Raw genomic sequence first — 16,624 nt, 5'->3', positions numbered from 1 at the left:
ATGAATTTACACGAATATCAAGGAAAAGAATTATTAAGCAGTTTTGGCGTACGTATTCAACGTGGTATTGTAGCACAAAATGCTGATGAAGCAGTGGCAGCAGCTAAGAAATTAACTGAAGATACTGGAACAGGTTGGCACGTTATTAAAGCACAAGTTCACGCAGGTGGCCGTGGAAAAGGTGGTGGAGTTAAGTTAGCTAAGAACTTAGACGAAGTTAAAACTATTGCAGGACAAATTATTGGTATGGATCTGGTAACTCCGCAAACTTCAGCTGAAGGAAAACGTGTACACCAGGTATTAGTTGCAGAAGATGTTTACTATCCAGGAGATTCAGAACCAGAAGAGTATTACATGTCGGTTTTATTAAATCGTAGTAACGGTCGTAATATGATCATGTATTCTACTGAAGGTGGAATGGATATTGAAACGGTTGCTGAAGAAACTCCTCATTTAATATTTACTGAAGAAATTGATCCAGCTACAGGTATTTTACCATTCCAAGCTCGTAAAGTAGCATTTAACCTTGGATTATCAGGAGCTGCATTTAAGGATATGACCAAGTTTGTGACATCTTTGTATACAGCTTATGAGAAATCTGATTCGTCGTTATTTGAAATCAATCCTGTGTTGAAAACAAGTGATGATAAGATCATGGCTGTAGATGCTAAAGTAACCTTAGATGACAATGCCTTATTCAGACATAAAGATTTGGCAGAACTACGTGACTTACGTGAAGAGAACCCAATTGAGGTTGAAGCTGGTAAATTAGGATTAAACTATGTTGATCTTGATGGAAATGTAGGTTGTATGGTGAATGGTGCTGGATTAGCAATGGCAACAATGGATTTGATCAAACAAGCAGGAGGTGAGCCAGCTAACTTCTTAGATGTTGGTGGTACAGCAGATGCTGCTCGTGTAGAGGCCGCATTCCAAATTATATTAAAAGATCCTGCAGTTAAAGCAATCTTGATCAATATTTTTGGTGGAATTGTACGTTGTGATCGTGTTGCACAAGGGGTTATTGATGCTTATAAAAATATGGGTAACATAGAAGTACCCATCATCGTTCGTTTACAAGGAACAAATGCCGATATCGCTAAAGAATTAATCGACAATTCTGGTTTAGATGTGATGAGTGCTACAGAATTCCAAGAAGCAGCAGATAAAGTACAGGCTGTTTTAGCTTAAAACTAATTTTATAAATTAAAAAGCGCTCAATTCGAGTGCTTTTTTTATGCGCTAATGTTAAATAACTGCTAATCAACGTTAAACACTGTTAATTCTTGTAACATCTTCATTTTTGTATAGTCTATTAAGTATCAATCTAAAAAACAAACAATCATGAAGACATTAAAAATGTTAGTACTAGTCGTAGCCATTACGTTTAGTAGTGCGATCTCAGCGAGCACAAATCCAGTCGAAAATGCTGAACCAAATTCTGTAACTGCTACAATAGCAGAATTATTGAAAAACCCAAAAGTTCAATTCAACAAAGACATGAGTGCGATGGTAGAAGTTACCATTAATCATGACAATGAATTGGTTGTACTGTCTGTAGACACCGAAAATAAAGCCTTTGAGCGCTTTATTAAGAATCGTTTAAATTACAAGAAGGTATCAAAGGAGGTTATTGGTAATCATAAAAACTTTAAAATCCCTGTGACTATTACAAAGTAGTCAGTATTGTTGATTTAAAAAGCGCTCAATTTGAGCGCTTTTTTTGTCTGTAATGATAAATCATTACATTAGATTCAATTGGTGAAGCTGTTTAATCGTAGTTGATTACCTATTAGTGTCTCCTTGTTTTGATTAAGTTTTCTAAACTTTCCTTAAAGAAGCGTCCAAGTTTTTGACTATGATTGTTTATTAGAGGATACAATCTATTGTAAATATCACGATTAAATTCATTATCCGGATGAGATGTATCAAATATAAAATGGAACACGCCTTTTATTTCATGATCTTTACGTTTCAGTAGAATATTACAAAACGTTTCAGTGTCAGATTCCAAACGCTCGTAGATCTGGAAACCTGCATAAATATGGTCGGCCATATAATCACCATCCCAACAAAAATCGATATACTTATTATAATAAGATTCTGGAGCTACAGATTGAATTTTGCTGTAAAACGCAACGAAAGGATGAATCATTTCAATTGGAGGAGGTATGTTACCACGCGATTTATATTCGTTATAAACTAGTGTCGACTCTAGATCGATAAGGTCAAGCATTCCTATAAAAGTGTCAGGTGTCGCACAAAAGAATTGCTGTTCAATGCGTGCTTTATCTTCCCCTTGTGCAGTTTGGGCACGTTCAATTAAAGACTTGAGATAGTCTACATGAGCTTTATCAAAGGTGAGTTTAGTACTGTCACACTCAATAGTATGTGATTGAGTATATGATACCACTGAAACCAGTAACATAAGAGCGACAAAGTAGCGTTTTATATGTATTATAAATGTAGACCACATTCTGTTTTTGGATTATTATTCCAACGACCACTTCGATCTTCTCCAGGAACTGTACAGTGCTTGCAACCTATAGAATGATATCCTTTGGCAACCAAGGGATGAAAAGGGAGATCATGCGTTTTGATGTATGCGTCTCTCGTGTCTTTTGAAATATCCAGCAACGGATAGAACTTTAAAATATCGCCTCGTAATTCAAAAATGTCTAGAGTAGAACGATGGTCACTTTGCCATTTCATTAGACCAGATACCCAAACCTTGTAATTGGTTTTGATTGCATCTAACGGACGCACTTTGTTAATCGAGCAACAGAAATCAGGATTTTTGGTCCACGTTTTATCTTTAGTCGTAAACTCATGTTCCTCTTTTAAAGCACTTATTGATGATACATTTAAACCATAGCGTTTTGTAAGTGCTTCTTTATATGCTAAAGTATCTTCAAAATGATAACCTGTATCAATAAAAAAGACTTCTTGTTTTTGGTTGACTTCAGAAAAAAGTTTTAATAAGAAAGCAGAAGTAGCAGCAAATGAACTTGTTAGCATCACTTCTGAAACATCAAAGTCTTTGTACAGCTCTTTAATACGATCAGTTGCCGATAAGGGTTTGTATTTCTTATTAAGTGCTTTTATTTTAGCGTCAGAAATATTAAAGTTGATTTGCTTTGTAGATGTGGTTTCAAACATAAATTCAATAGAGATTGAGAACTACAAGTTAGTATACATTTCCGAAGAATATACAATAACAATTAATTTTTACGATTTTGATAATTTAGGCTTTCTTTTTTTGAGGTTTTGGCATTGGGCCTCGTAAATGAATGATTAATCCGTTAAGAAAATTTCTTAGGATCTGATCACCACACTCCATATAATTCGGGTGATCTTCCCGTCTAAAAAACGCATTTAATTCACTTTTAGAGATTCTGAAATCAACAAGTGCAAGAATTTTTACAATATCGTCATCGCGTAATTTGTGTGCTACTCTTAGTTTTTTAAAGATGTCGTTGTTTGTTAGTGCCATTAATTATGTGTTGTTATTAACCATTGATAAGCTTTTGGGAAATTAGAACCCCAAAAGGCTTCGTTATGTTCTCCACCTTCAATAATCTTATTCTGAATTTGTGATTTACTTACCCCTTTATCAAACAATAAGGCCACCATTTTCTCCTGATCTGGCACCATGGAATCACCTTCGTTTGTGCCAACCAAAAAGAAAAACTTTGACGTTTCAGGAATATCTGTGCTACTCACCAATTCATATATTTTATTGTTAACCCAAAACGATGGTGAAAACACACCAGCTTTACTAAAGGTGTCAGGATACTTTATAGTTGCATAAAACGCCATTAAACCACCAAGCGACGCACCAAAGATACTTGTGTGCTCAGGCTCTGGTTGAGTTCTGTAAGATACATCTATATGTGGTTTTAAGGTTTGTATTATAAATTGCATGAACGCATCTCCTTTTCCTCCTCCATATTTATCATGCGGATAAGGAGTGAGCTCTTCTAAACGTTTTTCATTGCCATGTTCAATACCAATAACAATTACTTCCTTGTCTTTTAAAGTATCTAAATACTCATCAACTTTCCATTCACCTACATACGATGTTTTCGCGTCAAATAAGTTTTGTGCATCAAACATGTACATAACAGGATAAGAGGACTTAGATTGTTTATAGGATTTAGGCGTGTAGACCCAAATGGTCTTATGAGTTTTGAGTTGTGGTGCTTCAATGCTAAATGTTGATACTTGATTAGAGGCTGTACTTTGAGCAACGCACTCAGCTATTGATAGGACTAAAAAGCAGAAATATAATAAGGTCTTTTTCATCTGAAAATGGCTTCAGACGAAAGTACATAAAATTAAATAATTAGTGACTATGCAGTTCATCGATAATTATTTTTAAGTGTCAAAAAGTCGGTGAACTGCATAATGTTTTTAATTACCTGAAAATCAATAATTTAAATGTGATTTAAGTATGAAAGTAGGAAAAATACGATGAATTGCACTTTATTTTTCGATGAGCGACGAATTATGAAGGATTATAACCTAAACAAACTATTTAAATTTATAAAACTAAAAATCATGAATCCCTCCAATATGATAAATCGCGTTGAAAAGCTTAGTTTACTATCAGAAATGATTGCCTTTGCACAGACAGACGAAAATATAAAATCCATTGAATATAAATTTCTTTTTAGCATTGCTAAGCAATTAGATATTTCAAAAGAAGATTTCGACTATTTATTTGATCATCCAGTTAATTACGTGCACCTAAAATCGCACAGTGAGCGCATCGTTCAATTTCACAGATTAGTACTCTTAATGAATCTGGATAATCACATTTCTAATAAAGAACTTGTGAAGCTTCACAATTTTGGATTGCGAATGGGCTTGAGTCATGAATCGATTAATCGTGTGCTTGATCTTATGGAAAGTTTTCCAAATAAAATTGTACCACCAGACTTTTTAATTGACATCTTTAAGGTGCAATACAATTAAGATACTTTTAGTTTTTCTAACTTTTGCTGATATGCCTTGATCTCATCACGTAGCTGTGCAGCAATAATAAAATCTAATGCTTTAGCAGCTTGCTCCATAAGTTTACGTTTGTCACGTATTTTTTGTTCCAGTTGACTCTTAGTTAAATATTCACTTTCTGGTTCTGCAGCTTTAGCAGCTTCTAATTCATAACTGTATGTACTTACTGAATTTTTGGATAACACATTATCTAAACTCTTGTTCAAAGCCTTAGGTGTGATATTGTGTTCTGTGTTATAAGCGATTTGCTTTTTACGTCTGTATTCAGTTTCGTCAATGGTTTTTTGCATACTTTTAGTCACCTTATCTGCATACATAATAGCTTTTCCATTTAAGTTCCTTGCTGCTCTACCAACCGTTTGGGTCAATGAACGTGTCGAACGTAAAAACCCTTCTTTGTCGGCATCTAAGATGGCTACTAATGATACCTCTGGTAGATCTAAACCTTCACGTAGTAGGTTAACACCAACTAGTACATCAAACAAACCTTTACGCAGATCCTGCATGATCTCAACACGTTCTAAGGTATCCACGTCACTATGAATATAGCGACATCTAATTTGAATGCGGTCTAGATATTTCGTGAGTTCCTCTGCCATTCGTTTGGTTAAGGTTGTTACTAATGTACGTTCATCTTTTTCAACACGTTGTTGAATTTCTTCAATCAAATCATCAATTTGATTTAAACTCGGACGTACTTCAATGATTGGGTCTAATAATCCAGTTGGACGTATGACTTGTTCTACATAGACACCATCGGTTTTTTGCATTTCATAATCTGCAGGAGTAGCACTTACATAGATAACTTGATTTTGCAAGGCTTCAAACTCTTCAAATTTTAACGGTCTATTGTCCATTGCAGCAGGTAATCTAAATCCGTATTCAACCAGATTCTCCTTTCTGCTTCGGTCACCACCATACATGGCATGCACTTGCGAAATGGTAACATGACTTTCATCAACTACCATTAAAAAATCTTCAGGAAAATAATCTAATAAACAGAACGGTCGCGTTCCTGGTTGTCTACCATCTAAGTATCTTGAGTAGTTTTCAATTCCAGAGCAATAGCCTAATTCGCGAATCATTTCCAAATCAAATTCTGTACGCTCCTTGAGACGTTTAGCTTCCAGATGTTTTCCTATCTCTTTAAAATAATTGTATTGTTTGACCAGATCATCTTGAATCTCACGAATAGCACCTTGTAAAATATCTGGAGACGTTACAAACATGTTTGCTGGATAGATATTCAGTCGGTCGTAATGCTCAATAACTTCATTAGTTTGGATATTAAACTGTTCAATATCTTCGATTTCATCACCAAAAAAGTGAATACGAAAAGCATCATCTGCATAACTTGGAAATACATCAACAGTATCTCCTTTTATTCTGAAATTTCCATGGTTGAAATCAGCTTCCGTTCTAGAATACAAACTTTGAACAAGTCGATGTAACAGATCGGTTCTTGAAATTTCCTGATCAACTTCTAATGATATGACATTCTTCTGAAACTCAACAGGGTTTCCAATACCATATAGACAAGACACTGAGGCTACAACAATCACATCACGACGACCTGACAGTAGGGAAGAGGTGGTACTTAAACGCATTTTCTCGATCTCTTCATTGATGGACAGATCCTTTTCGATATACACGCCAGAGACAGGAATGTAGGCTTCAGGTTGGTAGTAATCGTAGTAGGATACAAAATACTCCACAGCATTGTCTGGAAAAAACTGTTTAAACTCAGAGTATAATTGAGCTGCTAAAGTTTTGTTGTGTGCTAAAACCAGAGTTGGTCGCTGTACGTCTTGAATGACATTAGCCACAGTAAAGGTTTTACCAGAACCAGTCACACCAAGAAGTGTCTGGTATTTTTCATTAGACTCAATACCATCTACTAATTGTTTGATGGCTTGTGGTTGATCTCCAGTAGGTTTGAATTCGGATTGTACTTTAAAACGCATCTAACAAAGTTACAATAATACGTTCATATTTTAAGTCAATGCGTTGTCCAATTCTGTTAAAAAAATTATGTGTTTTTAACGCTTATTTTTTTGATTCAATCCACAGAGGTGCACCTTCTTCCCATTTGTTGTGAGTTAAGCGTACTTTCTTCCCATCTGCAATGCGAATGGCAACTATTTCACCATACATCTGAGGTGCAAATATGTACGACTGTACAATAGGCTGTTCGTCATTAATTCCAAATTCTTCCGAAGCATAAATGATCCAATTTCCGTCAGGTGAAAAATGAGGATGTCCCTCTTGTCCCGAATAGGTTGTGATTTGTTTTGGTGATGACCACGTTTGATCTGACTGACGTTCAATTAAAAACACATCCATAGTTTTAACGATATCCTTTAAATTCTTTCCATGATGATCTGAGCAATACACAATTTTGTTTCCATCTGGTGAGATGACTGGAAAGTTCTCCTTAGCTTCACTATTAGTCAGGTTAGTGATGTTACCATTTTCTTTCACATAAATATCCATATTACCTGAAGCACCACTTCTGTAAACCATTGTGGTGTTATCTGCTGAAAAATCTGCAAATCCGTAGTTGGCATTTAAAGGTGTAATTTTTTCTATAGTTTTATGTTCCAAATGATAGGTATATACTGCGCCTTGGGCTTTGGGATTTCCTCTAAAGCTTCCAACTGAAAACTGTAGGGCAGTTCCATCTGGTGTAAACTTCGTGTCGATAATCTGGGAAGATTGAGGATTAAAGTCTTTATCGGCTTTGAAATCGAATAATTTTTCTACTTCATTTGTATGGTAGTCTACCATGTAAAACGTGGTCTTGCTACTTAAAAAGGAACCTGTAAACAACGTTATATAAAGTAACCCTATGGCATATCCAAAAAACATCATGGCATATAGTTTATATAGTGAAGCTATAGGTTTGTTTGCTGTTTTCCGTTTTTTATAAATTCTGTACACGAGTAATAAAGCGATAAGTACCGCTAATAAAATCAATCCTACGTATAGTTTGACCACATTCATTGGAAGCCTGAGAACACCAACCCAATTATTCAATTGGATAAAAATAAATGCAATAAGCAATACTGATAACACTGAAAATATAAGATGTTTCCAAAACTTGATTTCTCGACGTTTTTTTATGCTCTTTACTATTCCTACTACAAACCATATGAGTGCAAGAACAGGAAGCAATGCAAGTGGGTATAAAAAAGGAGTTACGAAATCCCCAAAACCTCTTGCTGGATTATAACTGTATACAACTTTGGTATCATTTAGAACAGGCGGTGCTGCGAATGAACGACGAATCCCAAAAAGCGACAGTTCTTTGTTGTCGAGACTGTCTCTAGCTGGATGGTTCTTTACCAAAATATCTCCATAAAAATCACCTTTGTTACCTTCAGTTTCATTTAGTGTTTTTCCGCCATGGAACACCATAACACCAGAGTTGTGATAATCTATGTTCAGCATATGCATATCACTTACAAATGAAGAATCTATAGTTTTAGTATTAGGATTTATTTCAAGTATTTGAAAAATTCCTTTTTCCATATTGCGATTGGTAAAAAGAATACGCTCCGAATTAATAACTAATGGTGACATTGCGCCACTCAACGCCTTTGAGGTTATCATAACTTCATTTTCTCCATTGGCCTCTATTTGGTATAGGTCAGGTTTGCCATTGTCATCATTTCTAGTGCTGTAAAAAATGATTTTAGAATCATCATCAGACCAATTAGGACTCCCATCCCAACCATCAGAACTAGTTAAGCGTTGTACATTATCACCATCTGAAGACATGGTATATATATCGCCTGTTCGTTGTAAGGCAAATACTAAAAATTTATGTGGTTTTATCTCATGAGCTCTATCACTTGAAAAAGCTATAGACGTTCCATCATTAGAAAATCGAGGTCTGAAATCGCCTGCTAAATTATTTGTCAGGTTTTTAGCCTCACTTATCGATAAGGTATCTGAAGGCTTAAAAGGGAGTTTGTATATCTCGGCATTATCCTCATGTGAAGATACAAAGACAATCCATTTGCCATCGGGTGAAAAATCCACCTGATCTTGCATGCTAGCACTTTTTACTAATAATCTAGGTAAGGTATCACCTTGTACATGTTTTATGAATAAATTCGGTTTCCCCAAACGCTCCGAAGTGAATACAATCCAATTGCCATCAGGACTAATTTTGGCATCGTAATCTAAGCTGGAATGCGAGGTGAAGGATTTGAAGCTTTTACCATTATCTTTTGAAATATGAATATCCCAACCTTGAGGTCTAAATGATGAGTAATATATCTCCTCATTGTTTTCTTGTCCGTGACCTGTCATACAATAAAATGATATGAAGATTATAAATTTTAGGTATTTCATATGTTAAAGTTATTAATACTGAATAAAATTTGATTTATAGTGTTGAGTTTTAATTAGTGATTTTCTGTTCTAAACTTGAGATTCTTTCTTCCAAAGATTTTTGTGTTTTTAGTGCTTTTTTTAAGTCTTCAATTTCTTTGTGTTGTTCTTTTATGGCATTGATTAACACAGGAATCAAATCAGAATAATATACACCAAGTCTGTCAAGTTCAACTTTTTTTAGTGTAGAATTTTCTCCTGAAGTTGTTTCCCAAGTGTGTGTTTTTACGACTTCAGGAATGAGTTTTAAAAGGTCTTGAGCAATTAAACCGATTTTAGCATCAGGATTATTTTTGTCTTTCCAATTGAAGCTCACCGGTTGCATTTGTAGTACTTCATGTAAACCATAATTAAGGTTTTTGATGTTTTTCTTTTCACGTCTATCTGAAGTGTTGATAGAACCATTGGTTGCATAAACAGTATTCCAACGGAAATCTGCAGCACCCAAATCTGTACTATTATTTACATTTGGTAATAAACTTGCGTCAAATGATAACCTATTTAGACCAGTATCTTCTATGGTTTCGGTTCCTATTCTGACAATACCTTCTATATGTAATAATTCCTCTGGATTTGTAGTTCCTATACCTACATTACCACCAATAAGAACTCTACCACCTTCAATTTGTAGATTTAAGTCAGCAGCATTGCCATTATTTCTAGCCATGATTTCATTGTTGTCTATTGAAATATTAGCTCCATTCGTTTCACCTAGTAAAATAAACCCATTATTATTGCCTAATCCTGTATCATTGCCTTGTGGAATATGAATTTTACTTAACGGTGCATTTGTATTAATCCCCAAATTACCATCTATAATCACATTACCATTTTTAAAAATGGTAAAAATATTGCTTCTGTTGAACCCAGTTACAGAATTTCCAGTGCCATTTCCAATCTCAAAAATGGCATTACTATAGCCTACATTCAACCTTCCTAGAGCTGTAGCGTATAAAGAATTTGCTATGGTGCTAATTCCTATTGAAAAAGAACTGTTTACATTGGCAACTGCATCGTTTCCAATGGCTACAGAACTACTACCAAGTGCTTTGGTATCAAAGCCCATTGCAATTGCGAAGACATCAGCAGCATTTGCATTACGTCCAACGGCAAATGATTGACTTCCAGTAGCTCCACTGTTTGCTTCATTAAAAAAAGTAAGATCTAAAGCAGAAGAACCAACATTATTATTCGTTCCTGCAAGTCCTAGACCTTGACCTACTGGTACTATGGAAACATTCGCAGCACTTTGGGCTATAACAGCTGTTTGTGCCGATTGTGCCTTTTCAGCATAAAATGCTCTTGGAACATAATTAAATGGTTCTGAGCCGAGGTCTACAAAGCTTCCATCTTGCTCAATATCTATCTGAGTATTTAGCTGGATATTTTGATTCCAATCAATAGAACTAAACGTTCCTGAAAGTATTGATCCGTCTCCAATATTTGTAACTATCAAACCATTTTGATCAGTTGTGATTGTATGTATTTCCTCATAAACTGTTGTTGCTCCTTCAAGGATTGTAAATTGAATGTCTATATTTTGATTACTTAGAACATTTCCATTTGAATCTTTTACAAGCGCTTTGTAGTTAATGCCGTTTTGTGCTATTCCTATTGCGTAAACATATAGTAATAGAATGAATAAGAATCTTGTTTTCATAGTCACTATCTATTTGTTTTATTACACAGTTATTCTGTGTAAATTATTTTTATTCCTTTTATTCCACTAAAACCACTCCATTCATGACCTGAGGATGGTCCGATTCGTACATAATAGGAGTAGTTAGAAGTAATTTGAATATCTGAAGTATTCGTTAATATTTGGTTGTTATTACTACCATTGGTTGTGCTTAAACTGAATAATGAACTTTCGAAGTTTGTAATCATGTTTTTAAGCTGCAATGAAAAATCAAAGTTATTGGCAGAGTCATCGTATATATAGGCACTTATTTCTGTAATTGTAGCTCCAACTGGTAACACGATAGGAGTAAATAGAGGAGAGAAATCTGAAGATGACGCTATTCCATTGTAAACGGCTAAACCATAGTACGAGTTAATAGGTACAAATGAAGAAGCAGGTATGAAAACTTCTTTAGTCACTATGGGGTTATTGCCATAGGTTTCGTCTGCATATTTTTTTGTTATTAAAGATTCATCTCCAGTATTTTCAATAAGGCTATTAGTTAATGAAGGAGCTGTTATTGAACCATTTTGATTTAATTTTAATCTAGGTGTACTATTTGATCCTAAAATCAACGTATTGCTATTGGTATACATTCGTGTAATACCTGCTCCTCCGCCACCTGTGGCAATACCTATTCTAAAATTATGTGTTGTATTTCCTATTCTAAAATCACCTGGATTACCAGCATCTAAGTTCCAATCACCACCTTTGACATCTAATTGTGCTTCGGGATTATTTATACCTATTCCAACATCTGTATTTACAGTATGAATTCCATTTCCATCTTTTGTCCAAGGATGATCACCACTACTCAACGCATAAGGCACTGCCATAAATTGAGTGGTTCCTAAATCTAACAAGCCAGAGCCAAAATCTGCATTTACGCTTAAAAAATGTTCATCATTATTCCACATAATTGCGTTAAAATCGTCATTAGTCGTGCCTTCTCCAATGTTAACTATTACAAAACCATTGGTGTCTGTATGTACTGTATGGTTTTCTTGATAAACATTATTGGTAAGACCTGCCCCTTCATAAATAGTAAATTGCATAGTGACTAATGTTGAAGCTAGAACATTTCCATTTGAGTCTTTTACAAGCGCTTTATAATTGATCCCATTTTGTGCAATACCAGTAGCAGTAATACATATGGTTAAAAGAAGTATCTGAAATGTTTTCATTGTCTGTTAATTTGATTGGTTAGCTTCTAAATCTTCAATTCTTGATAGTAGAGCCTCTAACTGTGAATTTTGTTTGGCATTGATTGATTTTTCATTGTCAATGATTTTCTGTTGTTCCTGAATCGCTTTTATAAGCACAGGAATTAAATCAGAATAGTAAACTCCCAATCGATTAAGTTTTACTTTTTCAGTAGTATTGTTAGTGTCAGAAATGGTTTTCCATTCATGGGTTTTTACGACTTCTGGAACTAATTCCAAGAGATCCTGAGCAATTAATCCCAGTTTGGTGTCTTGATCCTTTCTGTCTTTCCATTTGAAGCTTACGGGATTCATTTGTAAGACTTCTGTTAGACCATAATCAAGCGCTTTAATATGTTTTTTCTCACGCCTATCCGAAGTGTTTATAGTGCCGTCAGTTGCCCAAAGTCCAGTCCACCGCAACGTTGAGTTTCCTAAACTCATTACATTATTATTATCAGGTAGTAAACTCGCATTAAATCGCAATGCATTGTTGCCACCATCTTCAATGGTTTCTGTACCTATTTTTAAGCGACCTCCAGTGATGTGTAACTTTTCGTCAGGTGTATCATTGCCTATTCCAATGTTGCCGTTTTTTAAAATGACCATGGCGTTAGAACGAGAACCAGACTGGCCATTGCCAACTACAAATAATCGATCTAAAGCATTCCATGTCAAAGAAGCATTTGGAGTGTAGTTTGTATTATATGTACCAACAACTGTTTCTGCATATGAAGGAGCCGTTGTTCTAACTCCGTTGACTGAAGACGAAAAACCAGATCCTGTTGTAAAATAACCCATTGCTGTGGAATAAGCGCCTGCTGCTTCCGTTGAGTTCCCCATTGCTGTGGAAAAATTTCCTGAGGCTATTGTATTTCCACCCATTGCTGTAGAAGAAGGAGCTAATGCTTGAGTTTCATCTCCCAGTGCTGTAGAATTCTGTGCTGATGCTATTGTGCTTCTTCCCATCGCAGTAGAATTAACTCCTGTGGCTGTTGTTTCACGTCCCATAGCTGTGGAATAAGACCCTGTTGCCTCAGTTCCATCTCCCATTGCTGTAGAATAAGCTGATGCAGTTGTATTCCTGCCCATAGCTGTAGCATAAATTCCTGAAGTTGAAGTATTTCTGCCCATTGCAGTAGAATAATTTCCTGTGGCTGTTGTTTGACTCCCCATTGCTGTGGAATAATCACCTGATGCGGTTGTTTGGCTACCGAATGCAGTAGCGTAATCACCAGTAACATCGATTAAATGCCCTAATGCCATAGACGTAATTCCTGATGCTGAAGATTGATTTCCCATAGCAGTTGAATTAAATCCTGATGCCACAGTATTTCTACCTGTTGCTATGGAATAAATTCCTGAAGCTGTTGTGTTAAAACCTGTTGCGATAGCATAATCACCTGTGGCACCTCTAAGGTTTGATGCCGTGAAACTACTACTTAAATCAATTGCATTTAAACCAATATTTCCATGATTGTTAGGGTTAGAATCAGTTAGTCTCCAACCAATACCGTTACCTTCATCTATAGGTTCAAGGCCTTCAGAGGTTAAAGCATGTATGGCATACGGTACAGCATGAAATGCTGTTGTGCCTAGATCAATATAGCCACTTCCAAAATCTATTTGTACATTAAGAAAAGTATTGCCATTCCTCCATAAAATGTTTTCAAAATTTCCAATACTAACCGTTCCTAATCCAATAGTAGCAATTGCGATACCATTTACATCTGTTGTGATTTGTTGTGTTTCTCTATACACTGTCGCACCTTCAATATTGATAGAGAATTGTATATCGATGTTTTGACTGTTGATCACATTGCCATTAGTATCTTTAATGAGCGCCTTATAGTTGATGCCATTTTGAGCAAAACCAATTGCTGAAATACATAGCATGATTAAAAATAATTGAAACGTTTTACTCACAGTATATCTATTGCTTTTGTTGAGTTCGTGATTTTTCTTTGAAAAGTTCATAGTGCCTTAGTTTGAAGTTTTCGACTCAATGATCTCTATCCTTGACAACAAGGATTGATAATTATCTTTTAGTTCTGATAGCTCCGCTTTTTGAAGATCGTTGTCAAGCTGTTGTTTGTTAATAATCTCTTGTTGTTCTTGAATGGCTTTAATGAGTACAGGGATTAAATCGGAATAGTATACACCTAATCTATCTGATTCTTTTTTTGTGAGTTTTCCAGTAACCTTATTATTTTCCCATGTATGTGAAATTACTACTTCGGGTACAAGTTTTTGGAGATCTTGGGCAATCAATCCCAGTTTTGTGTCTTGATCTTCTCGGTCTTTCCATTTGAAGCTTACGGGATTCATAAGTAAGACTTCAGTTAACCCATAATTTAAACTTCTGATGTTTTTCTTTTCACGTCTGTCAGAGGTGTTAATGGTTCCATCTACGGCCCAAACTCCAACCCAACGATTGCTAGAATTTCCAAGTCGCATTATATCATCACCGTCTGGTAAGAGACTAGCATTAAATGACAATTGATTGCTTCCTGTGTCTTCAATGGTTTCAGTTCCAATGCGCAATCTACCATTTATATGTAAGCGTTCTTGTGGTGTATCTGTACCAATACCAGTGTATCCATTTTTCAAGATGGTTAATGCATTTCTACGAATTAATTGTCCGAGGGTATAGCCTCCATTGGCAACAACAAATAGTCGATTTAAATCTGTTTCAAATGGTCCATATGATTGAGGTGTGTATGTTGTGTTGTATGAGCCAAATACTATTTCTCGTTGGGAGTAGGCTGTAACGTTATTCCCGTGTGCAAACGAGGTGGCTCCTAAAGCTTGCGCTCTAAATCCCAAAGCAATACTGGATGATCCACTAGCAATATTTTCATAGCCAAAAGTAAAACTATCAGGAGCATCATTTACATTTCCATAACCAAAAGCAAAAGACCTGTATCCATATTCACTGATATCATTATTTTGTCCAAAAGCAAAACTATTAGGTTGAGTAACTGAATTATCCATTCCAATAGCAACCGAACCAATTCCATTAATGAGATTAGATTGTCCAAAAGCGAAAGCATCTTCGCTTGAACTAGATATTTGATTACTTCTTCCAACTGCAAAAGAGAAATCTCCACGTGCTAAATTACTTCTTCCCAAAGCGCTACTGTAATCTCCAGATGTGAGGTTGTTGAAGCCCATTGAGACAGAAAAATCACCTGGAGAAGAACTCTGTTCACCAAAGGCAAACGATTGTTCACCACCTGCGCTTGCAATATCTCCCATTGCAAAAGACGAATATCCTATAGCCTGAGAATACCGTCCGAAAGCCACAGAGAGTTCTCCTGTAGCTCCTGAATTAGCTACTGGCAATGGTTGTTCAGAAAAATCTAACGCATTTATTCCAATAGGACCATGATTGGCGTTATTTGATGTTGATAATCGCCAACCTGAATTTCCATTTTCGGTGACACGTTCTAGTCCTTCTAGATTAAGGATGTTTAATGCATAAGGTACTGCATTAAATGGAGTATTTCCAAAATCTACTAATCCAGCCCCAAAATCAATTTGTACATTAAGTTCGGCATTACCACGAGTCCAATCTATAGTATCAAAATCTCCGTTAATTGCAGATCCTGTACCAATAGTTGCAATAGCAATTCCGTTGTTGTCTGTAACAATGACCTGTAGTTCGCTATAAGCAGATTCGCCTTCAAATTCGATATTGAATACCATATCAATACCTTGATTGATTATTGCGTTTCCGTTGGTGTCTTTGATCAGTGCTTTATAATTAATTCCCGTTTGAGCTATAGAAACTAATGCTATCAAACAGGCTGTAATTGTGAGTTTAGTTTTACTTACAATAGTTCTGTTATTTTTTTTGTATTCGTGATTTTTCTTCGAAAAGCCCATAATATCATGTTTTTATCCTTCTGTTTTATCAAAAACAACAGTTTCATCTTCAGCAGTAACAATTAATTCATCTTCGGAAATAGAAACAATGTTAGCTGTGACTGTTCCATCAGGAACATTAATCTCTAAAGTATTACCCGATAAGTTGTAGTTTGCATTGACAACGCCCTCAGATTCGCAAGGACCAGAGTCATCATTATAAAAGTGAAGTGCAATATCTGTTTCATTTGAGAACTCGATATAGCTGCTTTTTTCACATGTAGAAAAACTACCAGGTGTTTTTGATTCCTGATACCATCTTCCTGAAACCAATAATTCTAATGTTGATTGTTCTCCACCGTCGTTACTATTTCCGTCATCATTATTGCTGCATCCGAAAGCAAATAGAAGCGTTATGGATACACTAAGTTTTATAAACGTTTTCATGTGTTTTTTGTTT

General features: G+C 35.6%; 14 protein-coding genes. 3 read left to right on the top strand and 11 right to left on the bottom strand.

The genetic code is table 11. From position 1 onward, the window contains the following. Positions 1-1,191, top strand: coding sequence for an ADP-forming succinate--CoA ligase subunit beta (gene sucC, locus Q0951_RS07150; RefSeq protein WP_299335829.1), 1,191 nt, complete (start codon positions 1-3; stop codon positions 1,189-1,191). 153 nt (positions 1,192-1,344) lie between these two features. After that, on the top strand, positions 1,345-1,680 hold the full coding sequence (locus Q0951_RS07145; RefSeq protein ID WP_299335828.1) for a hypothetical protein: 336 nt from the start codon (positions 1,345-1,347) through the stop codon (positions 1,678-1,680). 112 nt (positions 1,681-1,792) lie between these two features. Here the strand turns inward: Q0951_RS07145 and Q0951_RS07140 are convergent, their stop codons facing one another. The 4 genes from Q0951_RS07140 to Q0951_RS07125 all read right to left on the bottom strand — a co-directional run bounded on the left by Q0951_RS07140 (position 1,793) and on the right by Q0951_RS07125 (position 4,305). After that, on the bottom strand, positions 1,793-2,428 hold the full coding sequence (locus Q0951_RS07140) for a hypothetical protein (RefSeq protein ID WP_299335826.1): 636 nt from the start codon (positions 2,426-2,428) through the stop codon (positions 1,793-1,795). Between the two features lie 29 nt (positions 2,429-2,457). Beyond that, the gene (locus Q0951_RS07135; RefSeq protein WP_299335824.1) at positions 2,458-3,159 is read right to left on the bottom strand and encodes a phosphoadenylyl-sulfate reductase; all 702 of its coding nucleotides are present in this window, start codon (positions 3,157-3,159) and stop codon (positions 2,458-2,460) included. Between the two features lie 85 nt (positions 3,160-3,244). Next, positions 3,245-3,493 carry a DUF1456 family protein gene (locus Q0951_RS07130; protein ID WP_299335822.1) on the bottom strand — a complete coding sequence of 83 codons (249 nt, stop codon included), beginning with the start codon at positions 3,491-3,493 and terminating at the stop codon, positions 3,245-3,247. Further along, entirely contained in the window at positions 3,493-4,305 is an 813-nt protein-coding gene (locus Q0951_RS07125; protein ID WP_299335821.1) for an alpha/beta hydrolase-fold protein, read from the bottom strand. The genes Q0951_RS07130 and Q0951_RS07125 overlap by 1 nt, the downstream gene beginning before the upstream one ends. A gap of 270 nt (positions 4,306-4,575) precedes the next feature. Between Q0951_RS07125 and Q0951_RS07120 the strand changes: the two genes are divergently transcribed. Further along, complete coding sequence (locus tag Q0951_RS07120; RefSeq protein WP_299336142.1) at positions 4,576-4,977, top strand: TerB family tellurite resistance protein; 402 nt, start codon at positions 4,576-4,578, stop codon at positions 4,975-4,977. On the opposite strand, the gene uvrB is transcribed toward Q0951_RS07120, so the two are convergent. The 7 genes from uvrB to Q0951_RS07085 form a co-directional block, all read right to left on the bottom strand. After that, a complete protein-coding gene (gene uvrB / locus Q0951_RS07115) occupies positions 4,974-6,980 on the bottom strand; it encodes an excinuclease ABC subunit UvrB (RefSeq protein ID WP_299335819.1) in 2,007 nt (668 codons plus the stop codon). The two genes, Q0951_RS07120 and uvrB, sit on opposite strands and share 4 nt — an antisense overlap. Positions 6,981-7,062: 82 nt before the next feature. Continuing rightward, the gene (locus Q0951_RS07110) at positions 7,063-9,375 is read right to left on the bottom strand and encodes a hypothetical protein (protein WP_299335817.1); all 2,313 of its coding nucleotides are present in this window, start codon (positions 9,373-9,375) and stop codon (positions 7,063-7,065) included. Between the two features lie 49 nt (positions 9,376-9,424). Continuing rightward, positions 9,425-11,074, bottom strand: coding sequence for a tail fiber domain-containing protein (locus Q0951_RS07105; RefSeq protein WP_299335815.1), 1,650 nt, complete (start codon positions 11,072-11,074; stop codon positions 9,425-9,427). Positions 11,075-11,103: 29 nt separating this feature from the next. Next, complete coding sequence (locus Q0951_RS07100; RefSeq protein WP_299335813.1) at positions 11,104-12,279, bottom strand: hypothetical protein; 1,176 nt, start codon at positions 12,277-12,279, stop codon at positions 11,104-11,106. 6 nt (positions 12,280-12,285) lie between these two features. Next, complete coding sequence (locus tag Q0951_RS07095) at positions 12,286-14,274, bottom strand: tail fiber domain-containing protein (protein ID WP_299335811.1); 1,989 nt, start codon at positions 14,272-14,274, stop codon at positions 12,286-12,288. Between the two features lie 6 nt (positions 14,275-14,280). Beyond that, a complete protein-coding gene (locus Q0951_RS07090; protein WP_299335810.1) occupies positions 14,281-16,185 on the bottom strand; it encodes a tail fiber domain-containing protein in 1,905 nt (634 codons plus the stop codon). A gap of 12 nt (positions 16,186-16,197) precedes the next feature. Next, on the bottom strand, positions 16,198-16,611 hold the full coding sequence (locus tag Q0951_RS07085; RefSeq protein WP_299335808.1) for a lipocalin family protein: 414 nt from the start codon (positions 16,609-16,611) through the stop codon (positions 16,198-16,200). Between the last annotated feature and the right edge of the window lie 13 nt (positions 16,612-16,624).

Origin of the sequence: uncultured Psychroserpens sp. (assembly GCF_947501425.1) — a bacterium.
Lineage (GTDB): Bacteria > Bacteroidota > Bacteroidia > Flavobacteriales > Flavobacteriaceae > Psychroserpens.
The sequence above is the reverse complement of the archived record's forward strand: the minus strand, read 5'-3'. Positions and strand labels throughout refer to the sequence as shown.

Coding starts and splice junctions, on each gene's coding strand:
- Q0951_RS07100 (WP_299335813.1), bottom strand. CDS start 12,279: ATGAAAACATTTCAGATACTTCTTTTAACCATATGTATTACTGCTACT.
- Q0951_RS07140 (WP_299335826.1), bottom strand. CDS start 2,428: ATGTTACTGGTTTCAGTGGTATCATATACTCAATCACATACTATTGAG.
- Q0951_RS07105 (WP_299335815.1), bottom strand. CDS start 11,074: ATGAAAACAAGATTCTTATTCATTCTATTACTATATGTTTACGCAATA.
- Q0951_RS07095 (WP_299335811.1), bottom strand. CDS start 14,274: ATGAACTTTTCAAAGAAAAATCACGAACTCAACAAAAGCAATAGATAT.
- Q0951_RS07130 (WP_299335822.1), bottom strand. CDS start 3,493: ATGGCACTAACAAACAACGACATCTTTAAAAAACTAAGAGTAGCACAC.
- sucC (WP_299335829.1), top strand. CDS start 1: ATGAATTTACACGAATATCAAGGAAAAGAATTATTAAGCAGTTTTGGC.
- Q0951_RS07120 (WP_299336142.1), top strand. CDS start 4,576: ATGATAAATCGCGTTGAAAAGCTTAGTTTACTATCAGAAATGATTGCC.
- Q0951_RS07125 (WP_299335821.1), bottom strand. CDS start 4,305: ATGAAAAAGACCTTATTATATTTCTGCTTTTTAGTCCTATCAATAGCT.
- Q0951_RS07090 (WP_299335810.1), bottom strand. CDS start 16,185: ATGGGCTTTTCGAAGAAAAATCACGAATACAAAAAAAATAACAGAACT.
- Q0951_RS07085 (WP_299335808.1), bottom strand. CDS start 16,611: ATGAAAACGTTTATAAAACTTAGTGTATCCATAACGCTTCTATTTGCT.
- Q0951_RS07145 (WP_299335828.1), top strand. CDS start 1,345: ATGAAGACATTAAAAATGTTAGTACTAGTCGTAGCCATTACGTTTAGT.
- Q0951_RS07110 (WP_299335817.1), bottom strand. CDS start 9,375: ATGAAATACCTAAAATTTATAATCTTCATATCATTTTATTGTATGACA.
- Q0951_RS07135 (WP_299335824.1), bottom strand. CDS start 3,159: ATGTTTGAAACCACATCTACAAAGCAAATCAACTTTAATATTTCTGAC.
- uvrB (WP_299335819.1), bottom strand. CDS start 6,980: ATGCGTTTTAAAGTACAATCCGAATTCAAACCTACTGGAGATCAACCA.